This window comes from Pseudoduganella sp. GCM10020061 (assembly GCF_042683405.1).
In the GTDB taxonomy this organism is placed as follows: domain Bacteria; phylum Pseudomonadota; class Gammaproteobacteria; order Burkholderiales; family Burkholderiaceae_D; genus Telluria.
In genome coordinates this window covers 645,383-668,145 of sequence record NZ_JBHUJS010000003.1, presented here as the reverse complement: position 1 = coordinate 668,145, position 22,763 = coordinate 645,383, and the positions used below count along the sequence as shown (strand labels likewise).

23 protein-coding genes and 1 pseudogene are annotated in these 22,763 nt (G+C 67.0%); 15 read left to right on the top strand and 9 right to left on the bottom strand.

What is annotated here, in order from left to right; genetic code table 11:
* Positions 1–17: 17 nt before the first annotated feature.
* The 5 genes from ACFSQR_RS10350 to yjgA form a co-directional block, all read right to left on the bottom strand.
* Positions 18–422, bottom strand: a complete 405-nt coding sequence (locus tag ACFSQR_RS10350) for a GFA family protein (RefSeq protein ID WP_377729685.1) — start codon at positions 420–422, stop codon at positions 18–20.
* A gap of 61 nt (positions 423–483) precedes the next feature.
* Positions 484–870, bottom strand: a complete 387-nt coding sequence (locus ACFSQR_RS10345; RefSeq protein WP_377729684.1) for an energy transducer TonB — start codon at positions 868–870, stop codon at positions 484–486.
* Positions 867–1,535, bottom strand: coding sequence for an alpha/beta hydrolase (locus ACFSQR_RS10340; protein WP_377729683.1), 669 nt, complete (start codon positions 1,533–1,535; stop codon positions 867–869). Before ACFSQR_RS10340 ends, ACFSQR_RS10345 begins: the two co-directional genes overlap by 4 nt.
* A 19-nt stretch (positions 1,536–1,554) precedes the next feature.
* The gene (gene mog, locus ACFSQR_RS10335) at positions 1,555–2,154 is read right to left on the bottom strand and encodes a molybdopterin adenylyltransferase (RefSeq protein WP_377729681.1); all 600 of its coding nucleotides are present in this window, start codon (positions 2,152–2,154) and stop codon (positions 1,555–1,557) included.
* On the bottom strand, positions 2,147–2,743 hold the full coding sequence (gene yjgA, locus ACFSQR_RS10330; protein ID WP_377729680.1) for a ribosome biogenesis factor YjgA: 597 nt from the start codon (positions 2,741–2,743) through the stop codon (positions 2,147–2,149). The genes mog and yjgA overlap by 8 nt, the downstream gene beginning before the upstream one ends.
* A 93-nt stretch (positions 2,744–2,836) precedes the next feature.
* Between yjgA and pmbA the strand changes: the two genes are divergently transcribed.
* The 3 genes and pseudogenes from pmbA to cadR all read left to right on the top strand — a co-directional run bounded on the left by pmbA (position 2,837) and on the right by cadR (position 5,836).
* Entirely contained in the window at positions 2,837–4,189 is a 1,353-nt protein-coding gene (pmbA, locus tag ACFSQR_RS10325; protein ID WP_377729679.1) for a metalloprotease PmbA, read from the top strand.
* 100 nt (positions 4,190–4,289) lie between these two features.
* Positions 4,290–5,378, top strand: a complete 1,089-nt coding sequence (locus ACFSQR_RS10320) for a TRAP transporter substrate-binding protein (protein WP_377729678.1) — start codon at positions 4,290–4,292, stop codon at positions 5,376–5,378.
* Positions 5,379–5,400: 22 nt separating this feature from the next.
* A pseudogene (gene cadR / locus ACFSQR_RS10315) lies at positions 5,401–5,836 on the top strand (Cd(II)/Pb(II)-responsive transcriptional regulator).
* A 97-nt stretch (positions 5,837–5,933) separates the two neighbouring features.
* Here the strand turns inward: cadR and ACFSQR_RS10310 are convergent.
* Positions 5,934–8,393, bottom strand: coding sequence for an ATP-binding protein (locus tag ACFSQR_RS10310; RefSeq protein WP_377729677.1), 2,460 nt, complete (start codon positions 8,391–8,393; stop codon positions 5,934–5,936).
* Positions 8,394–8,536: 143 nt separating this feature from the next.
* Complete coding sequence (locus ACFSQR_RS10305; protein ID WP_377729676.1) at positions 8,537–9,664, bottom strand: M14-type cytosolic carboxypeptidase; 1,128 nt, start codon at positions 9,662–9,664, stop codon at positions 8,537–8,539.
* A 127-nt stretch (positions 9,665–9,791) separates the two neighbouring features.
* Between ACFSQR_RS10305 and ACFSQR_RS10300 the strand changes: the two genes are divergently transcribed.
* Positions 9,792–10,028, top strand: coding sequence for a DUF2442 domain-containing protein (locus ACFSQR_RS10300; RefSeq protein ID WP_377729675.1), 237 nt, complete (start codon positions 9,792–9,794; stop codon positions 10,026–10,028).
* 12 nt (positions 10,029–10,040) lie between these two features.
* Here the strand turns inward: ACFSQR_RS10300 and paaX are convergent, their stop codons facing one another.
* Entirely contained in the window at positions 10,041–10,970 is a 930-nt protein-coding gene (gene paaX / locus ACFSQR_RS10295) for a phenylacetic acid degradation operon negative regulatory protein PaaX (RefSeq protein WP_377729674.1), read from the bottom strand.
* A 98-nt stretch (positions 10,971–11,068) separates the two neighbouring features.
* On the opposite strand from paaX, the gene paaA reads away from it, so the two are divergent.
* Genes paaA through paaZ form a run of 11 tightly spaced genes read left to right on the top strand, consistent with a single transcriptional unit; the run spans position 11,069 to position 21,436 of the window.
* Complete coding sequence (paaA, locus tag ACFSQR_RS10290) at positions 11,069–12,058, top strand: 1,2-phenylacetyl-CoA epoxidase subunit PaaA (RefSeq protein ID WP_377729673.1); 990 nt, start codon at positions 11,069–11,071, stop codon at positions 12,056–12,058.
* Between the two features lie 15 nt (positions 12,059–12,073).
* On the top strand, positions 12,074–12,358 hold the full coding sequence (gene paaB, locus ACFSQR_RS10285) for a 1,2-phenylacetyl-CoA epoxidase subunit PaaB (protein ID WP_377729672.1): 285 nt from the start codon (positions 12,074–12,076) through the stop codon (positions 12,356–12,358).
* Between the two features lie 8 nt (positions 12,359–12,366).
* Entirely contained in the window at positions 12,367–13,122 is a 756-nt protein-coding gene (gene paaC / locus ACFSQR_RS10280; protein ID WP_377729671.1) for a 1,2-phenylacetyl-CoA epoxidase subunit PaaC, read from the top strand.
* Complete coding sequence (gene paaD, locus ACFSQR_RS10275; protein ID WP_377729670.1) at positions 13,122–13,613, top strand: 1,2-phenylacetyl-CoA epoxidase subunit PaaD; 492 nt, start codon at positions 13,122–13,124, stop codon at positions 13,611–13,613. Before paaC ends, paaD begins: the two co-directional genes overlap by 1 nt.
* 8 nt (positions 13,614–13,621) lie before the next feature.
* Positions 13,622–14,698 (top strand): 1,2-phenylacetyl-CoA epoxidase subunit PaaE, encoded by a 1,077-nt coding sequence (gene paaE, locus ACFSQR_RS10270; RefSeq protein ID WP_377729669.1) that lies wholly within the window; start codon positions 13,622–13,624, stop codon positions 14,696–14,698.
* 16 nt (positions 14,699–14,714) lie between these two features.
* On the top strand, positions 14,715–15,509 hold the full coding sequence (paaG, locus tag ACFSQR_RS10265) for a 2-(1,2-epoxy-1,2-dihydrophenyl)acetyl-CoA isomerase PaaG (RefSeq protein ID WP_377729668.1): 795 nt from the start codon (positions 14,715–14,717) through the stop codon (positions 15,507–15,509).
* A 3-nt stretch (positions 15,510–15,512) separates the two neighbouring features.
* Positions 15,513–17,069: a 3-hydroxyacyl-CoA dehydrogenase PaaH gene (gene paaH, locus ACFSQR_RS10260; RefSeq protein ID WP_377729667.1), complete on the top strand. Its 1,557-nt coding sequence runs from the start codon at positions 15,513–15,515 to the stop codon at positions 17,067–17,069.
* On the top strand, positions 17,062–17,535 hold the full coding sequence (gene paaI / locus ACFSQR_RS10255; protein WP_377729666.1) for a hydroxyphenylacetyl-CoA thioesterase PaaI: 474 nt from the start codon (positions 17,062–17,064) through the stop codon (positions 17,533–17,535). Before paaH ends, paaI begins: the two co-directional genes overlap by 8 nt.
* Before the next feature lie 36 nt (positions 17,536–17,571).
* Positions 17,572–18,777 carry a 3-oxoadipyl-CoA thiolase gene (gene pcaF, locus ACFSQR_RS10250; RefSeq protein WP_377729961.1) on the top strand — a complete coding sequence of 402 codons (1,206 nt, stop codon included), beginning with the start codon at positions 17,572–17,574 and terminating at the stop codon, positions 18,775–18,777.
* Positions 18,777–19,394, top strand: coding sequence for a phenylacetic acid degradation protein PaaY (locus ACFSQR_RS10245; protein WP_377729665.1), 618 nt, complete (start codon positions 18,777–18,779; stop codon positions 19,392–19,394). The genes pcaF and ACFSQR_RS10245 overlap by 1 nt, the downstream gene beginning before the upstream one ends.
* Positions 19,391–21,436 carry a phenylacetic acid degradation bifunctional protein PaaZ gene (gene paaZ, locus ACFSQR_RS10240; protein ID WP_377729664.1) on the top strand — a complete coding sequence of 682 codons (2,046 nt, stop codon included), beginning with the start codon at positions 19,391–19,393 and terminating at the stop codon, positions 21,434–21,436. Before ACFSQR_RS10245 ends, paaZ begins: the two co-directional genes overlap by 4 nt.
* A gap of 124 nt (positions 21,437–21,560) precedes the next feature.
* Here the strand turns inward: paaZ and ACFSQR_RS10235 are convergent, their stop codons facing one another.
* Positions 21,561–22,763 (bottom strand): M24 family metallopeptidase, encoded by a 1,203-nt coding sequence (locus tag ACFSQR_RS10235; RefSeq protein ID WP_377729663.1) that lies wholly within the window; start codon positions 22,761–22,763, stop codon positions 21,561–21,563.

Below are 22,763 nucleotides of genomic sequence, written 5' to 3'. Positions count from 1 at the left end.
TACCGCGCGAGCCGCGCTCACGGCAGCTTGCGGTCGGCCGGATGATTGACGCCGTCATTGGTCGGAATCTCCCCTAGCTCGAACGGATTGACGCCCTCCAGGCAGCCGACGTTGTAACCGTACTGGTCGGGGTTGGAGCGGCGCTGGTGGTGCGTGTAGATGCCGCACACGGAACAGAAGAAGTGGCGCGCCGCCATCGTGTTGAACCGGTACTCCTTCAGCACGTCGGCGCCCTTGACGATGCGCAGTCCCGCGAGCGGAACCGAGGCGGCGATGGCGCCCTTGCGCCGGCAAATGGAGCAGTCGCAGCGGCGCGGGTCCACGATCCCGTCCGGCAGGCTCAGCTCGAGTTCGACCGCGCCGCAATGGCAGGTCGACCTGTGCAGGGGACGGATGACCGTATTCCCGACCTGTTTGATCACGTTTGCACCTCCGCTTCGACGATTCGGGCGCCCTCGCTGGCCGTGGCGCGTCTCCGGCTTCCTACCTCCAGACGTATTGCACCGGGAGCCATGCCTCGGCCGGCTCGCCGTCGCGCGTACCCGGCCGGAACGTGCATTTGGCCAGGCTCGCCAGCGCCGCATCGTCCAGGTCCGCGTGTCCGCTGGACTTGATGATGCGCGACTTCCTGACTTTGCCATCGGTCCCGATCAGGAACACCACGGTCACGGTGCCGGTCTTGCCGGCCTCGGCGGCGCCGGCCGGCCACTCGGGCTTTGAGCAGCTGCGGGGATCGAACGCGGGAGGCGGGCGTTTTGCCGGCTCGGCGGATTCGGGCGCCTGCGCGCAGGCCAGGCCGGATACGGCGCCAAACGCCAGCGCGGCCAGGATGGCGCGGGCGGCCGCGAAATCCAGGTTCGCGCGGCTCACGCGAGGACTTTCCTGAACCAGTTGCCGATGTCGCGCACTTCCTCCGCGCAGACCGAGTGCTGCATCGGGTACTCGTGCCATTCGACCTCGTAGCCCAGTTCGCGCAGCAGGTCGCGCGATGAGGTTGCGCGTGCGACCGGGATCACGCCGTCATGGGTGCCGTGGCACATGAAGACCGGCGTGGCCAGGCTTTGCGGCGAACGTTCGGCCAGCGCCTTGTCGGCCAGCGGCACGTAGCCGGACAGGCACAGCATGCCGCCCAGCTTTTCCGGATGGCGCATGCCCGCCTGCAGCGTCATCGCGCAACCCTGCGAGAAGCCGGCCAGGATGATGCGCCCGGCCGGAATGCCGCGCGCCTTTTCGCGCTCGATGAACGCTTCCACCATGCGTTGCGAAGTACGCAGGCCGCCTTCGTCCTCGCGCCGCACCAGGTCGGCGCCGAGGATGTCGTACCAGGCGCGCATCACGTAGCCGCCATTGATCGTCACCGGCATGGCCGGCGCGTGCGGGAAGATGAAGCGGATGCCGGGCAGGCCGGCCAGGTCCAGTTCGCGCACGATCGGCACGAAGTCGTTGCCGTCGGCGCCCAGGCCGTGCAGCCAGATGACCGAGACGGCCGGGTGCGGCGCGGTGTCGACGACGATGTGTTCAAGCAGTTGGGACATGCGGTTCTTTCGGGAGGGCTTAGTTGGCGGGACGCTGGGCCGACTTGGGCCGGAACGCCTTGCATACCGCCGGGTCGGTTTCCATGTACGGGCCGCCGATCAGGTCAAGGCAGTAGGGCACGGCGGCAAACACGCCAGGCACCAGCACGCTGCCATCCTCGCCGCGCAGGCCCTCGAGGGTCTCGCGGATCGCCTTCGGCTGGCCGGGCAGGTTGATGATGAGGGCGGCGTGCGACGGCGTCTCGCGGATCACCGCCACCTGGCGCGACAGGATCGCGGTCGGCACGAAGCGCAGGCTGACCTGGCGCATCTGCTCGCCGAAGCCTGGCATCTCGCGCGTGGCCACGGCCAGCGTGGCTTCGGGGGTGACGTCGCGCCGCGCAGGGCCGGTGCCTCCGGTGGTCAGCACCAGGTCGCAGCCCACGTTGTCGACCAGGTCGATCAGCGTGGCTTCGATGTTCGCGCGGTCGTCTGGAATCAGGCGCGGCTCGGTGGTGTAGGGCGTGGTCAGTGCGGACGCGAGCCACTCCTGCAGCGCCGGAATGCCCTTGTCCTCGTACACGCCTTCGCTGGCGCGGTCCGAGATCGAGACCAGCCCGACGACCAGCTGCTTATTCATCGTCCTGCTCGTCCTGCTCGTCCCCGTCCTCATCCTCGGCCGCAGCGGCAGGCTTGGCCAGTTGCTTGAGGACCTGGAACAGTTCGCGGTAGGCCTTCGGCGGCTTGTTCTCGGCCTGCTCCTTGCGGGCGTTGCGGATCAGGGTGCGCAGGTGCTGCACGTCGAGTTCCGGATGCTCTTCCATTAGCGTGGTGAGGGCCTTGTCGTCGGCCAGCAGCTTCTCGCGCTTGCGCTCGATCGCATGCAGGGCCGCGGTATCGGCCTTGGACGCGCCGCGCCAGCCTTCGATGGTGCGCTGGATGACGGCGACTTCGTCTTCGTCGAGCGTGCGCATCTTCTTGCCGACGAACTGCAACTGGCGGCGGCGTCCCTCGTGGTCGGTGATCTTCTGGCACTCGAGGATGGCGTCGCGCACGTCTTCCGGCATCGGTACGCGCTTGACGCGATCACGCGGCTGGTCGACGAGGTCCTGCCCGAGCTTCTGCAGTTCGCTCATCTGGCGCTTCAGCTCCGATTTGGAGGGGCGCTCGTACTCTTGTTCGAACTCGGACGATTTGAAGCCGACGGAGCCGCGGTTTGGATTAGGCATGGTATTGGAGTCCGATTGAAGAATGGCAACCGGTAAAATGTATCAACGCTGCTATGATAACTGTTTTGAATCGAAAGCCCGATAAAACACGACATGAACGATTCCGTTTTCAGCCTTACCCAAGATGAGCTCAAGCAGCTGACGCAGGATGTGCTGGGCTACGCCCGCAAGGCCGGCGCCAGCGACGCGGCGGTCGAAATCAGCGAAGGCAGCGGACTGTCGGTGTCGGTCCGGCGCGGCAAGATCGAGACGATCGAGCAGAACCGCGACAAGGGCCTGGGCGTGACCGTGTACATCGGGCAGAAGCGCGGCAATGCCAGCACCTCCGATTTTTCCGGCGATTCGCTGCGCGCCACCGTGGACGCGGCCTACAACATCGCCCGCTTTACCGCGGAAGACGACTGCGCCGGCCTGGCGGACGAGGACATGCTGGAGAAGAACCCGCGCGACCTCAAGCTGTTCTATCCGTGGACCATCAGCACCGAGGAAGCGGTGGCCTTCGCCAAGCGCGCCGAGGACGCCGCGTTCGCGCACGACAAGATGATCACCAACAGCGAAGGCGCGAACGTGCACGTGCAGCAGTCGCACTTCGTGGCGGCCAACACGCGCGGCTTCGTGGGCGGCTATCCGTTCTCGCGCCACACGCTGTCGGTGGCGCCGATCGCCGGCAAGGGCGCGCGCATGCAGCGCGACGACTGGTACACCTCGGTGCGCGACGCCAGCCGCATGTCGGCGCCGGAGGAAGTGGGCAAGTACGCGGCCCAGCGCGCCCTCGCGCGTCTGAATGCGCGCAAGCTCGATACCCGCACCTGCCCGGTCCTGTTCGAGGCGCCGCTGGCGGCCGGCCTGCTGGGCGCGCTGGTGCAGGCGACGTCGGGCGGTGCGCTGTACCGCAAGTCGAGCTTCCTGCTCGATTCGCTGGGCAAGCAGGTCTTCCCGTCGCACATCCAGGTGCTGGAAGACCCGCACGTGATCGGCGGCGTCGGCTCGGCGCCCTTCGACGAAGAGGGCGTGCGCACGGTCAAGCGCGACGTGGTGCGCGACGGCGTCCTGCAGGGCTACTTCCTGTCCTCGTATTCGGCGCGCAAGCTGGGCATGCAGACCACCGGCAACGCGGGCGGCTCGCACAACCTCACGCTCAAGTCCTCGCTGACCAGGAAAGGCGACGATTTCGAAGGCATGCTGCGCAAGATGGGCACCGGCCTGCTGGTCACGGAGCTGATGGGGCAGGGCACCAACTACGTCACCGGCGACTATTCGCGCGGCGCGTCGGGCTACTGGGTGGAGAACGGCGTGATCCAGTATCCGGTCGAAGAGATCACCATCGCGGGCAACATGAAGACCATGTTCGAACAGATCGTGGCGGTGGGGGCGGATACGCTCATCCGCGGCAACAAGGAGACCGGCTCGATCCTGATCGAGAGCATGGTTGTCGCCGGTTCGTGATGTGAGGGGACCGTCCCCCGGCGGGGCCGTCCCCTTGTTGCGTTAGCAGAAACTCGGCAATACACTGGCTGGATAATTCCACAATAGGAGACCCCAGCCCATGGAACGCCGTTCCTTCCTGACCAAAGCCGCTGCCGGCACCGCCGCCGGCGTGATCGCCGCGCCCGCCGTGGCGCAGGCCCTCCCCACCATCCAGTGGCGCCTGGCCAGCAGCTTCCCCAAGAACCTCGACACCATCTACGGCGCGGCCGAACGCTTCGCAAGGCGCGTGTCCGCGCTCACCAACGGCAAGTTCAACATCCGCGTGTTCGCCGCCGGCGAGATCGTGCCGGCGCTGCAGGTGCTCGACGCGGTGCAAAACGGCACGGTGGAGATGGGACACACGGCCTCCTACTACTACGTGGGCAAGGACCCGACCTTCGCCTTCGATTGCGCGGTGCCGTTCGGCCTGACCTCGCGCCAGCAGACGGCATGGTTCGAGCGCGGCGGCGGGCGCGAGGCCACGCGCGCGTTCTTCCGCGAATACGGTGTGCTGAATTACATGGGAGGGAACACCGGCACCCAGATGGGCGGGTGGTACCGCAAGGAGATCAAGAGCGTGCAGGACCTGAAGGGCCTGAAGATGCGCATCGCGGGCATTGCCGGCCGTGTCATGGAGCGCATGGGCGCGGTGCCGCAGCAGCTGGGCGGCTCGGACATCTACCCGGCGCTGGAGAAAGGCACGATCGATGCGGCGGAATGGGTCGGCCCGTACGACGACGAGAAGATCGGCCTGTACAAGGTCGCGCCGTTCTACTATTCGCCCGGCTGGTGGGAGACCGGGCCGCAGCTGTCGTTCTACATCGGCATCAAGGCCTGGGAGAAGCTGCCCAAGCAGTACCAGGCGGCGATCGAGGCGGCCAGCTACGAGGCGCACGTCGGCATGCAGGCCGACTACGACTTCCTGAACCCGGGCGCGCTGGCGCGGCTGATGAAGAACGGCGCCAAGGTGCGCTACTTCTCCAGGGAGATCATGGACGCCGGCTTCAAGGCCGCGCACGCGATCTACGAGGAGGAGGCAGCGAAGAATCCGCGCTTCCGCAAGATCTACGAGCCGTGGAAGCGCTTCCGCCAGGAGCAGAATACCTGGGCATCGGTGGCCGAAGCGTCGGTCTCGAACTTCATGATCGCCTCGACGCGCAAGCGCTGACGCGATACCCATGCCGGGCTTGATGAAGATCGGCGAGCTGGCGCAGCGCACCGGCTCGCCCGTGGAAACCATCCGCTACTACGAGCGCCAGGGACTGCTGCCGCAGCCGGCGCGCTCCGACGGCAATTACCGGCTGTACGGGCAGGCGCATGAAGAGCGCCTGCTGTTCATCCGCCATTGCCGCTCGCTGGACATGACGCTGGACGAGGTGCGCAGCCTGCTGGCCTTGCGCGACGCGCCTGGCCAGAGCTGCGCGGCGGTCGACGACCTGCTGGACCGGCACATCGGCCACGTGGCCACGCGTATCGCCGAGCTGCAGTCGCTGCACGCAGCTGGCGCAGCTGCGCGCGCGCTGCGGCAGTGCGCCGGCCGGCGGCGCCTGCCAGGTGCTCGAGGAATTGGGGAATGCCGATGCGGTGCCGGCCCGTCTCGGGACCCACGGGGGCGGCTGCCACTGACCAGTTCTGAGCCGCGCCAATGGCGCCGCTCAGAACCGGCCGGTTGGCGGAATCGACTACATCATGGCCGATTCCGCCAAACCCGGGGACTGCCTGCTCAGCGGAGCGGCAGCACCGACATGATTTTGCGCGAGTCCACCGGTTTGACGAAGTGGTGGTTGAAGCCGGCCGCCGCGGCTTTTTCGCGGTCGTTCTCGTGTCCATAGCCGGTGACGGCGATCAGCAGCATGCTGCCGTTGCCGGGCAGGGTGCGGATGCGGCGCGCCAGCTCGTAGCCGTCCATCTCGGGCAGCCCGATATCGAGCACGCCGACGTCGAACGGCGCGCTGGACGCGCGCTCCAGGGCCCGCGCCGACGAGGTCTCGACGGTCACCCTGTGGCCCGACGCTTCCAGCACCATGGCCAGCATCGAAGCCGCGTCTTCATTGTCGTCCACCAGCAGGATGCGCAGGCTGGACGGCGCGCGATGCAGGGCCTTGCGGGCTTCCCATCCCGAGCTTGCGGCCACCTCGGTCATGCGCGGCAGGTGCACCACGAAGGTGCTGCCGCGGCCTTCGCCTTCGCTGACGCAGTACACGCGGCCGTCGTGCAGCTCCACCAGGCTGCGCACCAGCGCCAGGCCCAGTCCCAGCCCGCCCTGGGCGCGATCGGAGGTGCGCTCGGCCTGCGAGAACAGGTCGAATATCTCGGTCTGCAGCGCACGCGGCACGCCGATGCCGTTATCGCTCACGCCCAGCACCACTTCCTTCTCGTGCACCTCGGTGTACAGGCGCACCTGGCCGCCTTCCGGCGTGTACTTGGCCGCGTTGTTGAGCAGGTTGGCGAGGATCTGCACCAGCCGGTTCTCGTCGCCCAGCACGTGGGCGCGCTCGGGCGCCAGGTCCACCACCAGGTGGTGCCTGCGCGCCTCCATCAGCGGTCGCGCCTGTTCGACCGCGCTGGCCGCGATGCTCTTGACGTCCTGCGGCGTGCGCTTGATCTCGACCAGGCCGCGCGTCACGCGCGAGACGTCCAGCAGGTCGTCCACCAGCCCGGTCATGTGGCGCACCTGGCGGCTGATCACCTGGCTGGTCTGCTTGAGGCGCTGGCCATCCAGCTGTACCATTTCCATCAGCTCGGCCGCAGCGCCGATCGGGGCCAGCGGGTTGCGCAGCTCGTGCGCGAGCATGGCGAGGAATTCGTCCTTGCGGCGGTTGGATTCCTGCAGTTCGCGTTCGGCCTGCTTGCGGTCGCTGATGTCGCGGTAGAAGATCGTGATGCCGCCGTCCAGGGACGGGTAGGCGCGCACTTCCAGCCACGTTTGCGTGCCGTCGCGGTACCTGAACTGGGATTCCAGCGAGGCTGCCACGCGGGTCGACTGGACGCGCCGGTAGAGTTCCTCGCGGCCCGAACCGACCGTCTCGGGGAAGGTGGCCCACATGTCCTTGCCGATCAGCTCCTCCTGCGGACAGCCGAGGATGCGCGCGCCTTCCTTGTTGACGCTGGTGAAGGTCCAGTCGGGAGCCACCATCGCGAAGCCGTCGTTCATGCTGTCGATGATGTACTGGGTGCGGTCGCGTTCCGTGCGCAGTTCCAGCTGGGCGCGGGCGCGCTCGACGGCCGCCCAGGTGCGTTCGCCCATGTCGCGCGCCAGCTCGATGTCCTCGTCCGACCAGGCGCGGGGCGTGTTGTCGTGCATGTACAGCAGCGCCACCAGGCGTCCGCCGCGCATCAGGGGCAGTGCCAGCACGGCGCGCACGGTGATGTTCGCGTAGGACTGGGCATAGGCTGCGGTGCGCGGATCGGTGGTGACGTCGTCCACGATCATGGCGCCGTTCGCGCGCAGCAGGTCGGCGATCTCCTGGCCGAAATCGTCGAGCGTAAGTACGCTGCCTTCGAGGCTGGCGCCCGCGTCGCGGTTCCATTCGCTGCGCAGCATCATGGTTTTCTCGTCGGCGAACATCTCCGAAAAGCCCACGCGCGACACGCCGAGCCACTCGCCCAGCATGCGGCTGGCCTGCTCGATCACCTCGGCAGGGGAGTCCAGCACCCGCATCGCATCGGACAGCTTGAGCTGGAACTCCTGGCGCCGGCGCGCCAGCACTTCCTGCGTGCTCTCGATGCAGGTGCAGTACATGCCCTCGATCTCGCCATGGTCGCCTTCCACCGGCGAGTACGAGAAGGTGAAGTAGGTGAGCTCCATGCGTCCCGTGCGCAGCATCCGCAGGGGCATGTTCTCGAAGTAGGAGGAGCGTCCCGCCAGCGCGGCGGCGGCGACCGGGCCGACGTCATGCCAGATCTCGGACCAGATCTGCTCGAACGGCATGCCCAGCGCGTTCGGGTGCTTGTTGCCCAGGATCGCGACGTACTGGTCGTTGTAGAGGAAGCCGAGCTGCGGGCCCCACGCCACGAACATGGGGAATTTCGAGTTGAGCATCAGGCGCACCACGGTGACCAGCGCATGCGGCCAGGCGCGCGGATCGCCCAGCGGCGAACGGGACCAGTCAAGCTTGCGCAGCAGGCTGCGAACTTCGCCTTCGCCTTCGAACAGGGATAGTCTGTCTGCGTGTTGGGTCATGGACGGGCATTTTCGCATTTCCACGGCGCGGCTCAAGCACGATTGGAAGCGGGGCGGTGAGTAAATGGCCGGCGGGCCGGCCGTGCTGCGCCAAGCGGGGACCGTACTGGCGCCTGGAGCGCAGTGGCGGTCCCCTTCCTGTGTTAGCCGCGCAGGGCCTGGAGCACCGGCTGCAGCACGGCGCCGCCGAGGCGTGCGCTGCGCGCGCCGTCCCAGCCGGTTTGCGGGTCGGGATCGTTGGCGTTGTCCTTGAACGGCAGTTCCAGGGTCAGCGACAGGCAGCCGAACAGGTGGGTGATGTGCGGCGAACCCATGGTCAGCACTTCGTCGGTGTACGGCGCGTCGGGATAGCCATGCACGTCCTGGAAGTCCGGCGTGGCGATCATGAAGTCCTTCTGGAACTTCTTCTCGCGCGCGGCCATCTCCGGCGTGAACGCCGGCAGGGCGCCGCTGCCCGCGGTGAACACGTACGGCAGGCCTTCGTCGCCGTGCACGTCCAGGAACAGGTCGCAGCCGGTTTCCTTCATCTTCTCGCGCACCAGGTACACTTCCGGGCTGCGCTCCATCGACGGCGAATTCCACTCGCGGTTCAGGTTCGCGCCGGCCGCGTTGGTGCGCAGGTTGCCGCGCACGGAGCCGTCCGGATTCATGTTCGGCACCACGTAGAACACCGCTTCCTTCAGCAGCTGGCGGCCGAACGGGTTGGCCGGGTCGAGCAGCGCGTCGAGCATGCCTTCGACGAACCATTCGGCCATCGTCTCGCCAGGGTGCTGGCGCGCGATGACCCAGACCTTCTTGCGGTTCGCGTGCTCCTCGCCGATCACCAGCATGTTCATGTCGCGGCCGTCCACGGTGCTGCCCAGGTCGAACAGGCGCACGTGCTCGGACATCTGGGCGCGGTCGAGCAGCTCCAGGTGGCGTTCCCACGAATACGGCTCGAAGTAGGCGTAATACACGCTGTCCATGCCCGGGGTGTGGTTGATGGTCATGACCTGGCCGTCGAAGCTGGTCGGCACGCGGAACCAGTTCAGGCGGTCGTAGCTGGCCATCGCCTGGTAGCCTTCCCAGCCCTTCGGGTAGGCGGCCTGGCCGGCATTCAGGAAGCGGATTGTGCACGGCTCGCCCTGCGCGCCCTGCAGGCGGAAGTAGAACCATTGGACGATGTCCGCGTGCGAGTCCTTGCGGATGTTCAGGTCGATGGCGTTCGCGTTGTCCGCGCTGACCACCTCGATGGCGCCGGCGTCGAACTGGCAGCTGATCTTGATAGGCATTAAAGAATTCCGGTTGGTGAGAGCTGAGCCGGTGATTTTAACGCGTTTGGCATGGTATGGCTCAAATGGCATCACTCCGGCCTTTGTTAACGTTGGCATTCCGCCATCGAACCACGGTTTGCCAGCCATGCGACACATCCCTGTACAGAGCGCCGAAGTCACGACCATTTCCCCGCACGGGTTCTGGGTCGGGGCCGGCGGCGAGGAGCTCTACATCGCCTTCCACGAATATCCCGACTTCGAGCACGCGACCATCCGCGAGATCTCGCGCATCGAGATGCTGTCGGCCACGCGGCTGTACTGGCCGTGCCTGGGCATCGATATCGACCTGTCGCTGCTGCGCTGCTACGCCAGCGCCGCGTGAGGGGCGGTCCCCTTATTCCAGTCCGCCGAACCGGTCGTAGAACGACGCGTCGGCCTGCGGCGCATCCGGGTCTTCGCGCCGCAGCACCTCCATCACATGCTGCTCGGCCAGCGCGAACGTGGCCCGGTAAATCTCGCGCGCCAGCTCGTAGGCCTGCGCTCCCGGCCACGGCGCAGGCAGCAGCTCCATCGGCAGCATCGGATCGTGCAGCTGCACCCGCCGGTAGGCGTGCACCAGCAGCGTGCGCACCACGAAGGCCTGCTGCGGCGACAGCGCGCCGCAGCCGCGCCGCAGCAGCGCAAGCAGCGGCCCGAACACGTCCGCGAAGTGCAAGTACGAGGCGATCACCGGCGCCAGGTCCCAGCATTCGCCCACCAGTTCGCGCAGCGGCCGCCCGGCCGTGCCGGGCAGGTCGCGCACCGAGCACACGGGCGCCTGCCCGTGCAGCGCCAGGCGGGTGAGGACTTCGTCCAGCACCTCCGCGCTGCCGGCAGGATGGCCAAGGACGCCGGGCGCGAGCTGCGCATAGCCTTCCCACGCCAGCTCCTTGCGCAGGCGCGTGCGTTCGGCCGCGCCCAGCGGCGACGCGCCGGCCAGCAGCAGCGTCCAGGAGCCGTCCCAGTGCCCGTCCAGCGGCAGGTAGATGCGGCGGTTCGCATGCTCGAAGCGCGCCAGCGCCGACGGCGCGATGGTGTAGGCGCTGCGGCGGCCGTCGCGGGCCGCGGCCAGCCAGCCTTCCTGCGCCAGCCGGAACACGCTGGTGCGCACCAGCCGGTCCGAAATGCCGAACGGCGCGGCCAGCTCGATCAGGCTGCCCAGCCACACCGACCCCCCATGCGGGCTGACGGCGTCGCCGAACACCGTCATCACCAGCGACTTGGAGCGCGGCGGATCGGCTGCCAGGAAGTGGGCGATCCACTCGGGGATGGTGAGATGTTTCATGACGGCAAGCATAACCTAAATATGAGTCAAGATTTTTATATACTTGATGATTACTGTATCGTATCATCGCAGGGAACAAGCATGATGGGAGAGTTGCCATGTACGCACAGATGGTCGAGACCGGGCTGAAGAACGTCCGCACGCAGGAAGAAATGGACCAGCAGGAGCGCGAGTTCCAGGCCCGCATCGACGCCGGCATCAGGATCGAAGCCAAGGACTGGATGCCGGACGCCTACCGCAAGACGCTGATCCGCCAGATTTCGCAGCACGCGCACTCGGAGATCGTCGGCCAGCTCCCGGAGGGGAACTGGGTCACGCGCGCGCCCACGCTCAAGCGCAAGTCGATCCTGCTGGCCAAGATCCAGGACGAGGCGGGCCACGGCCTGTATTTATATAGCGCCGCCGAGACGCTGGGCGTGTCGCGCGACGAGCTGCTGGCCGCGCTCCACTCGGGCAAGGCCAAGTATTCCAGCATCTTCAATTACCCGACCCTGTCCTGGGCCGACATGGGCGCGATCGGCTGGCTGGTGGACGGCTCGGCCATCATCAACCAGATCCCGCTGTGCCGCTGCTCGTACGGCCCGTATGCGCGCGCCATGATCCGCGTGTGCAAGGAAGAGTCCTTCCACGCGCGCCAGGGCTACGACATCATGCTGGCGCTGTGCCGCGGCACGCCGGAGCAGAAACAGATGGCGCAGGATGCGCTGAACCGCTGGTGGTGGCCGTCGCTGATGATGTTCGGCCCGTCCGACGCGGAATCGGTCAACAGCGCGCAGTCGGCGCAATGGCGCATCAAGCTGTTCTCGAACGACGAGCTGCGCCAGCGCATGGTCGACCAGACCGTGCCGCAGGCCGAATTCCTCGGCCTGACCCTGCCCGACCCGGACCTGAAATGGAACGAGGAGCGCGGCCACTACGATTTCGGCGCCATCGACTGGAGCGAATTCCAGAACGTCCTGAAGGGCAATGGCCCATGCAACAAGGAGCGCCTGCGCACGCGCGTCAAGGCATATGAAGACGGCGAGTGGTTCCGCGACGCGCTGGTCGCGTATGCGGACAAGCAGGCCGCGAAGAAGCAGGCAGCATAAGAACGGAGAGAGACAATGAGCAAAGAATGGCCCCTGTGGGAAGTGTTCATCCGCAGCCAGCACGGCCTGGCGCACAAGCACGTCGGCAGCCTGCACGCATCGGACGCGGAAATGGCGATCAACAATGCGCGCGACGTCTACACGCGCCGTAACGAAGGCGTGTCGATCTGGGTCGTGCGCGCCGCCGACATCGTCGCATCGAGCCCGGGCGACAAGGCGCCGCTGTTCGAGCCGTCCAACAGCAAGGTGTACCGCCACCCGACCTTCTTCCCGATGCCGGAAGAAGTCAAGAACCTGTGAGCGCCGCCGTGGATAACGCAAAGTTTGAATACCTGCTGCGCCTGGGCGACAGCGCGCTGATCCTGTCGCAGCAGTTGTCCAAGTGGTGCGGCAAGGGCCCGGCGCTGGAAGAAGACATGGCGCTCACCAACGTCGCACTCGACCTGCTGGGACAGACGCGCATGTGGCTGTCCTACGCGGGCGAGCTGGAAGGCCGCGGCCGCGACGAGGACAAGCTGGCGTTCCTGCGCGACGCGCACGAGATGCGCTGCTGCCTGATCACCGAGCAGCCGAACGGGAACTACGCCGACACCACCATGCGCCAGTTCTACTTCGACACCTTCCACTACTTCCTGATGCAGGGACTGGTGAACTCGAGCGATCCGCGCATCGCCGAAATCGCCGCCAAGTCGGTCAAGGAAATCACCTACCACCTGCGCCGCAGCAGCGACCTGGTGGTGCGCCTGGGCGACGGCACCGCCGACAGCCACGCGAAAATCCAGTCGGCAGCCAATGAGCTGTGGGCCTACACCGGCGAGATGTTCGCCTATGACGCGGTCGAGAACGCGATGGTGGAGCAGGGCGTGGCGCCGGAAGCGGCCGGCCTGCGCGCGGCCTTCCTGGACCATGTCGCGCGCGTGTTCGAGGAAGCCACGCTGACCATGCTGCCGCCGGACGCGTGGATGCACAGCGGCGGCAAGCAGGGTCGCCATACCGAGCACCTGGGCTATATCCTGGCCGAGATGCAGTTCCTGCAGCGCGCCTACCCCGGAGCCGAATGGTAATGGACGTGCAAGCGGTGTGGGACCGCCTGCAGCAGGTTGCGGACCCCGAGATCCCGGTGATCTCGGTGGTCGATCTCGGCATCGTGCGCGACGTGCGTTTCGAGGGCGGCGAATGCGTCGTCACCATCACGCCGACCTATTCCGGCTGCCCGGCGATGGAAGTCATCGCCCAGGAAGTCAGGCAGGAACTGGCCCGCGCGGGCATCGAGCGTGTGCGGCTGGAGACGCGCCTGTCGCCCGCCTGGACCACCGACTGGATGAGCGACAAGGGCAAGGCCGCGCTCAAGGGCTACGGCATCGCGCCGCCCGCGCAGCAGGTGGTCGACATCAGCGCCCTGATCCGGCGCCGCGGCGACGAGCCGGCAATCGCCTGCCCTAACTGCGGATCGTCCAACACGCAGCTCACCAGCCAGTTCGGCTCCACGTCCTGCAAGGCGCTGTACAAGTGCCTGGACTGCCGCGAGCCATTCGATTATTTCAAGAGCCACTAAGGCCGACCATGAGCAAATTCTATCCACTGACCGTGTCCACGGTGCGCCAGGAGACGCGCGACACCATCTCCGTGACTTTCGAGGTGCCAGTCGAACTGGCCGAGGCCTTCGCCTACCAGCAGGGCCAGCACCTGACGCTGCGCACGCAGATCGGCGAGGACGACGTGCGCCGCTCGTATTCGATCTGCTCCGCGGTGCAGGACAAGTGCCTGCGCGTGGCGATCAAGCGCACCACGGGCGGCCTGTTCTCCAGCTGGGCCAATGCGAACCTGAAGGCTGGCCACCAGCTCGAGGTGATGCCACCGATGGGCCACTTCAACGTGCCGCTCGACCCGTCGCAGGGGCGCCACTACGCGGCGTTCGCTGCCGGCAGCGGCATCACCCCGATCCTGTCGATCATCAAGACCACGCTGATGACGGAGCCGAACAGCACCTTCACGCTCTATTACGGCAACCGCGCGTCGTCCTCCGTGATTTTCCGCGACGAGCTGGGCGAACTGAAGGACACCTACCTCGAACGCCTGAACATCGTCTACGTGATGAGCCGCGAGCAGCAGGATATCGAACTGTTCAACGGCCGCATCACCAAGGAGAAGGTCGAACAGCTGCTGAAGCACTGGACCCCGGTCGAGGACATCGACGTCGCCTTCATCTGCGGCCCGGAAGACATGATGCTGGGCGTCTCGGCGGCGCTGCAGGAAGCCGGCATGCCGAAGGAGAACATCAAGGTCGAACTGTTCGCGGCCTCGATCCCCAAGCACCAGCACAAGCCGCGCGTGCTGGACGCGGACGCCAGGCACGATACCGAAGTCACCGTGATCCTGGACGGGAACGCCACTACCTTCACCATGGAGAAGGAAAAGGAATCGCTGCTGGATGCGGGCCTGAAGGCCGGCATCGACATGCGCTACTCGTGCAAGGGCGGTGTATGCTCGACCTGCCGCTGCAAGGTGGTCGACGGCAAGGTGGAGATGGACGTGAACTACGCGCTGGAAGACTACGAGGTCGCGCGCGGCTTCGTGCTGTCCTGCCAGAGCTTCCCGGTGACGGACAAGGTGGTGGTCGACTTCGACCAGGCCGAATAACAATATGGAGACAAGCATGGGCAGCTACGAAAACATCCTGTTCGAGGTCGCGGACGGCATCGCCACGCTGACGCTGAACCGCCCCGAAAAACTGAACAGCTTCACGCGCGCGATGCACCTCGAAGTGCGCGACGCGCTGGAGAAGGTCGAAGCGGACAAGTCGGTGCGCGTGCTGCTGCTGACCGGCGCCGGACGAGGCTTCTGCGCCGGCCAGGACCTGTCCGACCGCGCGGTGGAGCCGGGCGCCAAGGGCGTCGACCTGGGCGAATCGGTCGAGCAGTTCTACGCCCCGCTGGTGATGAAGCTGCGCACCCTGCCGATCCCCGTCATCTGCGCCGTCAACGGCGTGGCCGCGGGCGCCGGCGCCAACCTCGCACTGGCCTGCGACATCGTCTTGGCTGCCAAGTCCGCGAGCTTTGTCGAAGTGTTCTGCAAGCTGGGCCTGATCCCCGATACCGGCGGCACCTGGCACCTGCCACGCCTGCTGGGCCATGCGCGCGCCACCGGCCTGGCCATGCTGGGCGAGAAGCTCGATGCCGAACGCGCCGAGCAGTGGGGCCTGATCTGGAAGTGCATTCCCGACGCGGGCCTGATGGGCGACGCGCGCGCGATGGCGGAACACTTCGCGGTCGCTCCGACCAAGGGCCTGGCGTTCACCAAGAAGGCGCTGCGCCTCAGCTGGGGCAACACGCTGGAAGAACAGCTCAAGCTCGAAGGCGAGATGATGCGCGAGCTTGGCTACAGCCACGACTACCGCGAAGGCGTGCAAGCCTTCATCGAAAAGCGTCCCGCCCACTTCAAAGGGGAATGAACCATGGCGTCGAACGAACTGGATCGCAATAGCGTCATCGCTGTCGTCGGCAGCGGTGCAATGGGCGCGGGCATTGCGCAGGTGGCGGCCAGCGCCGGCTACCGCGTCAGGCTGTTCGACAGCCGCCCGGAAGCGGTGGCGAAGGCGATCGACGGCATCGGCAAGACATTCGGCAAGCTGGTCGAAAAGGGCAAGATGAGCGGCGAGCATGCCAGCGCCGCGCGCGGCCGCCTGGAGGAAGCGGCGACACTCGAAGACATGCGCGGCGCCGCCATGGTGATCGAAGCGATCGTGGAGAACCTCGACGCCAAGCGCAAGCTGTTCGCGGACCTGGAAGGCATCGTCGGCGACGATTGCATCCTTGCCACCAATACCTCGTCGATCTCGGTGACCTCGATCGCCGCCCAGTTGCGCCGCCCGGAACGCGTGGTCGGCATGCACTTCTTCAATCCGGTGCCGCTGATGGCGCTGGTCGAAGTGATCAGCGGCCTGGCAACCACGAAAGACGTGGCGGAAACCGTGTACCTGACCGCGCTCGCGATGGGCAAGAGCCCGGTGCACGCCAAGTCGACGCCGGGCTTCATCGTCAACCGCGTCGCGCGGCCGTACTACGCCGAGGCGCTGCGCCTGCTGTCCGAGCAGGCCGCCGACGCCCCGACCATCGACGCGATCATGCGCGAGTCGGCCGGCTTCCGCATGGGACCCTTCGAACTGATGGACCTGATCGGGCACGACGTCAACTATTCGGTCACGCAGTCGGTCCACAACGCCTACTACGGCGACCCGCGCTTCACGCCATCGGTGGTGCAGCTCGAAATGGTCAACGCAGGTTACCTGGGCCGCAAGACGGGGCGCGGGTTCTACGATTATTCGGAAGGCGCGGCAGCGCCGCTGGTGGCGCAGGAGGATCCCGAGCCGCGTCCCGAGTCGGTCAGCGTGAGCCAGGAGCCGGGCAGCACCTCGGTGGTGGCGCCGATGGAGCAGCGCCTTGTCGCGCACGGCTACCGCATCCCGCACCGCAAGCCGCTCCCGCATGCCGGCGAGGACGAGGCAGCCGCCTTCCACACCAGCGGAGCGGCCGTGTTCCTGACCGACGGGCGCACCGCGACCGAGCGCGCGGCCGCCAACAAGCATCCGGACACCGTGCTGTACGACCTGGTGCTCGACGCGGCGGGCGCAAAGCGCGTCGTGCTGGCGCGCGCCGACCAGTGCAGCTATTCCGCCTACCGTGCCGTCGTCGGCCTGTTCCAGGCGGCCGGCTTCACCGTCACCCGCATCGACGACGTGCCGGGGATGGTGGCGATGCGCACCGTGGCCATGCTCGCCAACGAAGCGGCCGACGCGGTCAACCAGGGCGTGTGCGACGCTGCAGCCGTGGACACCGCGATGCAGAAGGGCGTGAACTATCCGAAGGGCCCGCTGGAATGGGCCGACCAGGTCGGACTCGCCCACATCGTGACGGTGCTGGACAACATGGCGCGCGCCTATGGCGAGGACCGTTACCGCGTGTCGCCGCTGCTGCGGCGCAAGCGGGCTGCGGGAGCGAAGTTCCATGCCTGAGCAAGCGCTGGCGCTGGCCCGCCGAGTCGGCCAGGCCATGTACGAGCGTGACAGCGCGAGCCAGGCGATGGGCATGCGGCTGGTCGAGATCCGCCCCGGCTACGCGCTGATGTCGATGCCGGTGCGCGCGGACATGCTGAACGGCCACGCGATCTGCCACGGCGGCCATATCTTCACCCTGGCCGACAGTGCCTTCGCCTTCGCCTGCAACTCGCACAACAACGTGACCGTCGGCGCCGGCTGCACCATCGACTTTCTCGCCCAGGCGCAGGAAGGCGACGTGCTGACGGCCGAAGCGGTCGAGGTCTCGCTGTCCGGGAAGACCGGCGTGTACGACGTCCGCGTCTGCAACCAGGACGGCCGCGCCATCGCGCTCTTCCGCGGCAAATCGCACCGCATCGCCGGCCACCTGGTCGCGCCCGATGGCGTGGGCGAGGCCGCACTGAATGCCCGCCATGACCACTGACGGGCGCACGAACCAACAAGGAGCCACCAATTGAGCATCAACGACGCATACATCTGTGACGCGGTCCGCACCCCGTTCGGCCGCTTCGGCGGCGCACTGGCAAGCGTGCGCGCCGACGACCTGGCCGCCGTGCCGATCGCCGCGCTGGTCGCGCGCAATCCGGGCGTGGACTGGTCGCAGCTGGACGACGTGTACTACGGCTGCGCCAACCAGGCCGGCGAAGACAACCGCAACGTCGCGCGCATGGCCGCGCTGCTGGCCGGGCTGCCGGTGGAAGTGCCGGGCATGACGATCAACCGCCTGTGCGCGTCCAGCCTGGATGCGGTCGGCACCGCCGCGCGCGCGATCAAGGCGGGCGAAGCGCACCTGATGATCGCCGGCGGCGTCGAAAGCATGACGCGCGCCCCGTTCGTGATGGGCAAGGCCGACAGCGCTTTCTCGCGCACCGCGAAGATCGAGGACACCACCATCGGCTGGCGCTTCGTCAATCCGCTGATGAAGGCAAAGTACGGCATCGACTCGATGCCGGAGACGGCCGAGAACGTGGCGAAGGAATTCAGCGTGTCGCGCGCCGACCAGGACGCGTTCGCGATCCGCAGCCAGCAGCGCTGGGCCAGGGCCCATGCCGAAGGCTTCTTCAAGGAAGAGATCGTGCCGGTCACGATCCCGCAGAAGAAGGGCGACCCGAAAGTGGTCGACACCGACGAGCATCCGCGCCCCGACACCACCATCGAAGCGCTGGCAAAGCTCAAGGGCGTGGTAGCGCCGGACGGCAGCGTCACCGCAGGCAATTCATCGGGCGTGAACGACGGCGCCTGCGCGATCCTGATCGCCTCCGGCGCGGCGGTCGACCGCCACGGGCTGAAGCCGCGCGCGCGCATCCTGGGCATGGCCACGGCCGGCCTTGCGCCGCGCATCATGGGCTTCGGCCCCGCCCCGGCAGTGAAGAAAGTGCTGGCGCAGGTCGGCCTGACCCTCGACCAGATCGACGTGATCGAACTGAACGAAGCGTTCGCCGCGCAGGGCCTCGCGGTCACGCGCGACCTCGGCCTGCCCGACGACAGCGAGCGCGTGAACCCGAACGGCGGCGCGATCGCCATCGGCCACCCGCTCGGCGCCTCCGGCGCGCGCCTCGTGATCACCGCGGTCAACCAGCTGCACCGCACCGGCAAGCGCTACGCGCTGTGCACCATGTGCATCGGCGTCGGCCAGGGCGCGGCCCTCGTCATCGAGCGCGTGTAATGGTCAAGGTGTATGAAATCAATGGCGTGCGCCCGGTCGTGCATCCGACCGCCTTCGTGCACCCGACCGCGGTGCTGGTCGGCGACGTGATCGTCGGGCCGCGCTGCTACATCGGCCCGCTGGCGTCGCTGCGCGGGGACTTCGGCCGGCTGGTGCTGGAGGAGGGCGCCAACGTCCAGGATACCTGCGTCATGCACGGCTTTGCCGGCGAGGAGACGGTGGTGGAAGTGGACGGCCACATCGGCCACGGCGCCGTGCTGCACGGCTGCCGCATCGGCCGCAACGCGATGGTCGGCATGAACGCGGTCGTGATGGACAAGGCGGTGGTGGGCGCGGAAAGCATTGTCGCCGCCATGAGCTTCGTGAAGGCCGGCATGGTGATCCCGCCGCGCAGCATGGTGATGGGCACCCCGGCGCGCGTGATGCGCGAACTGCGTGACGAAGAGATCGCATGGAAGAGCTTCGGCACCCGCCAGTACCACGAACTGGCCGAGCGTTCGCTGGCCACCATGCGTGAAGTGGACGCCCTGACCGAGCCGGAACCCGGCCGCAAGCGCATCGAATTCGGCCTGGAACACGGCTTGAAACAGACTAACCAAGACGGAGACAAGCAATGACCGCAACCCTGCAAAGCCTGATCGGCGGGCGCTGGATCGGCAAGGAGGCGCATGCGCCGCTGCACAGCGCGCTGAACGGCCAGATGATCTACCACACCCACGCCGAGCAGATCGACTTCGACGAAGCGGTCACCTACGCCCGCAAGACCGGCGTGCCCGGCCTGATGAAGCTGGACTTCCAGCTGCGCGCGCAGCGCCTCAAGGCGCTGGCTGTCTACCTGATGGACCGCAAGGAAGAGCTGTACCGCATCTCGCACCTGACCGGCGCCACCCGCCCGGACAGCTGGGTGGACGTGGAAGGCGGCATTGGCACCCTGTTCGCCTACGCCAGCATGGGCAGCCGCGAGCTGCCGTCCTCGAACGTGCTGCACGAAGGTCCGGCCATGGCGCTGGGCAAGCGCGGCGGCTTCGCCGGCACCCACATCCTGGTGCCGCGCGGCGGCCTGGCCGTGCACATCAACGCCTTTAACTTCCCGATATGGGGCCTGCTCGAGAAGTTCGCGCCAAGCTTCCTGGCCGCGATGCCGTGCATCGGCAAGCCGGCGACGGCAACCAGCTACCTGACCGAAGCGCTGGTGCGCATGATCCACGAATCGGGCATCCTGCCGGACGGCGCGCTGCAGCTAGTCATCGGCAGCACCGGCGACCTGCTGGACCGCCTTGGCGGCTACGATGCCGTCACCTTCACCGGGTCGGCGGACACCGCGGCCAAGCTGCGCGCCAACAAGAACCTGATCGCGCAATCGGTGCCGTTCACGGCGGAAGCCGATTCGCTCAATTGCGCGATCCTGGCGCCGGACGTGGCGCCTGACGACGCCGAGTTCGACCTGTTCGTCAAGGAAGTGGCGCGCGAGATGACCACCAAGGCCGGCCAGAAGTGCACGGCGGTGCGCCGCATCATCGTGCCGCGCCAGCATGTGGACGCGGTGGCCGAGCGCCTGCGCGCGCGCCTGGCGAAAGTGGTGGTCGGCGACCCGTCCGTGGAAGGCGTGCGCATGGGCGCGCTGGCCTCGATGGACCAGGTGCGCGACGTGACCGAGCGCGTTGCGATGCTCGCGCGCGGCAACGAGGTCCTGTTCGGCGCCTGCGACGACTTCAAGCCGGTGGGCGAGGGCGTGCACGCCGGCGCCTTCTTCTGCCCGACCCTGCTGCTGTGCCGTAACCCGATGGAGAACGACGCGGTTCACGACGTCGAGGCATTCGGCCCGGTCAGCACAATGATGACCTACGACGGCATCGACGAAGCGCTGGAACTGGCCGCACGCGGCAAGGGCAGCCTGGTGTCGACGCTGGTGACCAAGGAGCCTGCGATTGCCGCCTACGCCGTGCCGGTGGCGGCCGCCTCGCACGGCCGCGTCCACATCCTGGACGCGGAAAGCTCGGTCGATTCGACCGGCCACGGCTCGCCGCTCCCGCAGCTCAAGCACGGCGGTCCCGGCCGCGCCGGCGGCGGCGAGGAGCTGGGCGGCATCCGCGCGGTGCGCCACTTCCTCCAGCGCGCGGCGGTGCAGGGTTCGCCGACCATGCTGGCGGCAGTCACGGGCGAATACGTCCGCGGCGCCAAGGTGCAGGAATCGGAAGTGCACCCGTTCCGCAAGTACTTCGAAGACCTCAAGATGGGCGACTCGCTGCTGACGCACCGCCGCACGGTCAGCGAGGCGGACATCGTCGCCTTTGGCGGCGTTTCCGGCGACTTCTTCTACATGCACTTCGACGAGATCGCGGCGAAGGACTCGCAGTTCGGCAAGCGCATCGCGCACGGCTACTTCGTGCTGTCGGCGGCGGCGGGCCTGTTCGTGTCGCCGGCGCCGGGTCCGGTGCTGGCCAACTACGGCCTGGACAACCTGCGCTTCGTGGCGCCGGTGGCGATCGGCGACACCATTCGTGCGCGCCTGACCTGCAAGCGCAAGGTCGACCGCAACCGCACCGACGAGCGCGGCGTCGGCCAGGGCGTGGTGGCGTGGGATGTGCAGGTGACCAACCAGAATGGCGAGCTGGTGGCCAGCTACGACATCCTCACCCTGGTCCAGAAGCGCAGCTAATAGGAGCTGGCACTGTCCCTCCGCCGCTGAGCGGGCAGTGCTATCCCCGGCCTTTGGCGGAATCGACCATGAATAGTGCGATTCCGCCAGGTGGCAAAAATCCGGGGACAGTCCCCCTCGCGGTTCAGGCGAAGGGGTTATCGATGGAATGGGCCGGCTGGGTAAACCAGCGCGGCCCTTTTTCCGTCATGTAGAAGTGGTCTTCGTGGCGGATGCCGAATTCTCCCGGCACGCAGATCATCGGCTCGTTCGAGAAGCACATGCCCACGTCCAGCGGCGTATCGTCGCTGCCGACCAGGTAGGGCCATTCGTGGATGTCCATGCCGATGCCGTGGCCGGTCCGGTGCGGCAGCCCCGGAAGCGCGTAGCCCGGACCGAATCCCGCCGCTTCCAGCGACGCGCGCGCCGCACGGTCGACATCGCCGCAAGGCACCCCCAGCTGTGCCGCCTCGAACGCGGCCTGTTGCGCCGCCTTCTCCGCATTCCACACCGCGCGCTGGCGTTCGGTCGGCTCCCCGTACACATAAGTGCGGGTGATGTCGGAGATATAGTCCTTGAACTTGCAGCCGGTGTCGATCAGCACGACGTCGCCTTTTTTCAGCTCCTGCTCGTAGTTGACGCCATGCGGATAAGCGCTGGCTTCGCCGAACAGCACGATGCAGAAGTAGGAGCCGGAAGCCCCGGCCTTGCGGTGCGCGCGGTCGATGAACGCGGTGACTTCGGCAGTCGTGATCCCTTCGCGCAGGATGCTCGCCGCGGCCTTGTGCACTTCCAGCGTCATGTCCTTGGCACGCTGCATCAGCGCGATCTCGGCGGCGGACTTGCGCATGCGGCAGTGCGCCGTCACCTGCTTCGCGTTTTCCAGCACGTAGCCTGATTCCTGCTGGCGGATGCCGTCTGCGATGAAGAATGGCGTGCTCTCGTCGAGGCCGACCCGGCTCCCGGCCGCCACGCCCATCCGGCGCAGCACGGCCACGAACAGCGCATACGGATTCTCGTGCTCCTGCCAGCAGTTCACCGGCCCGGGGATCTTCATGAACCCGTTCAGCGTGCCTTCCTCGAACGCCGGCGCGATATATTCGACGCCGCCTTCGGCAGGCAGGATGGCGCCGACCATGCGTTCGCTCGGGTACCAGCGCATGCCTGTGAAGTAGGCCAGGTTGGTGCCGGCGTTCAGGTACACCGCTGCGATGCCCTGCGCGCGCATGAACGCCTGCGCCTTCGCGATGCGCGACGCATGCTCGTCCTTGCCGATGCCTTCGATCCCGCCCGTCATATCCGACAGCCGGGCCAGTGCCTGCTCTTCGGTGCTGCCGCCAATTGCCAT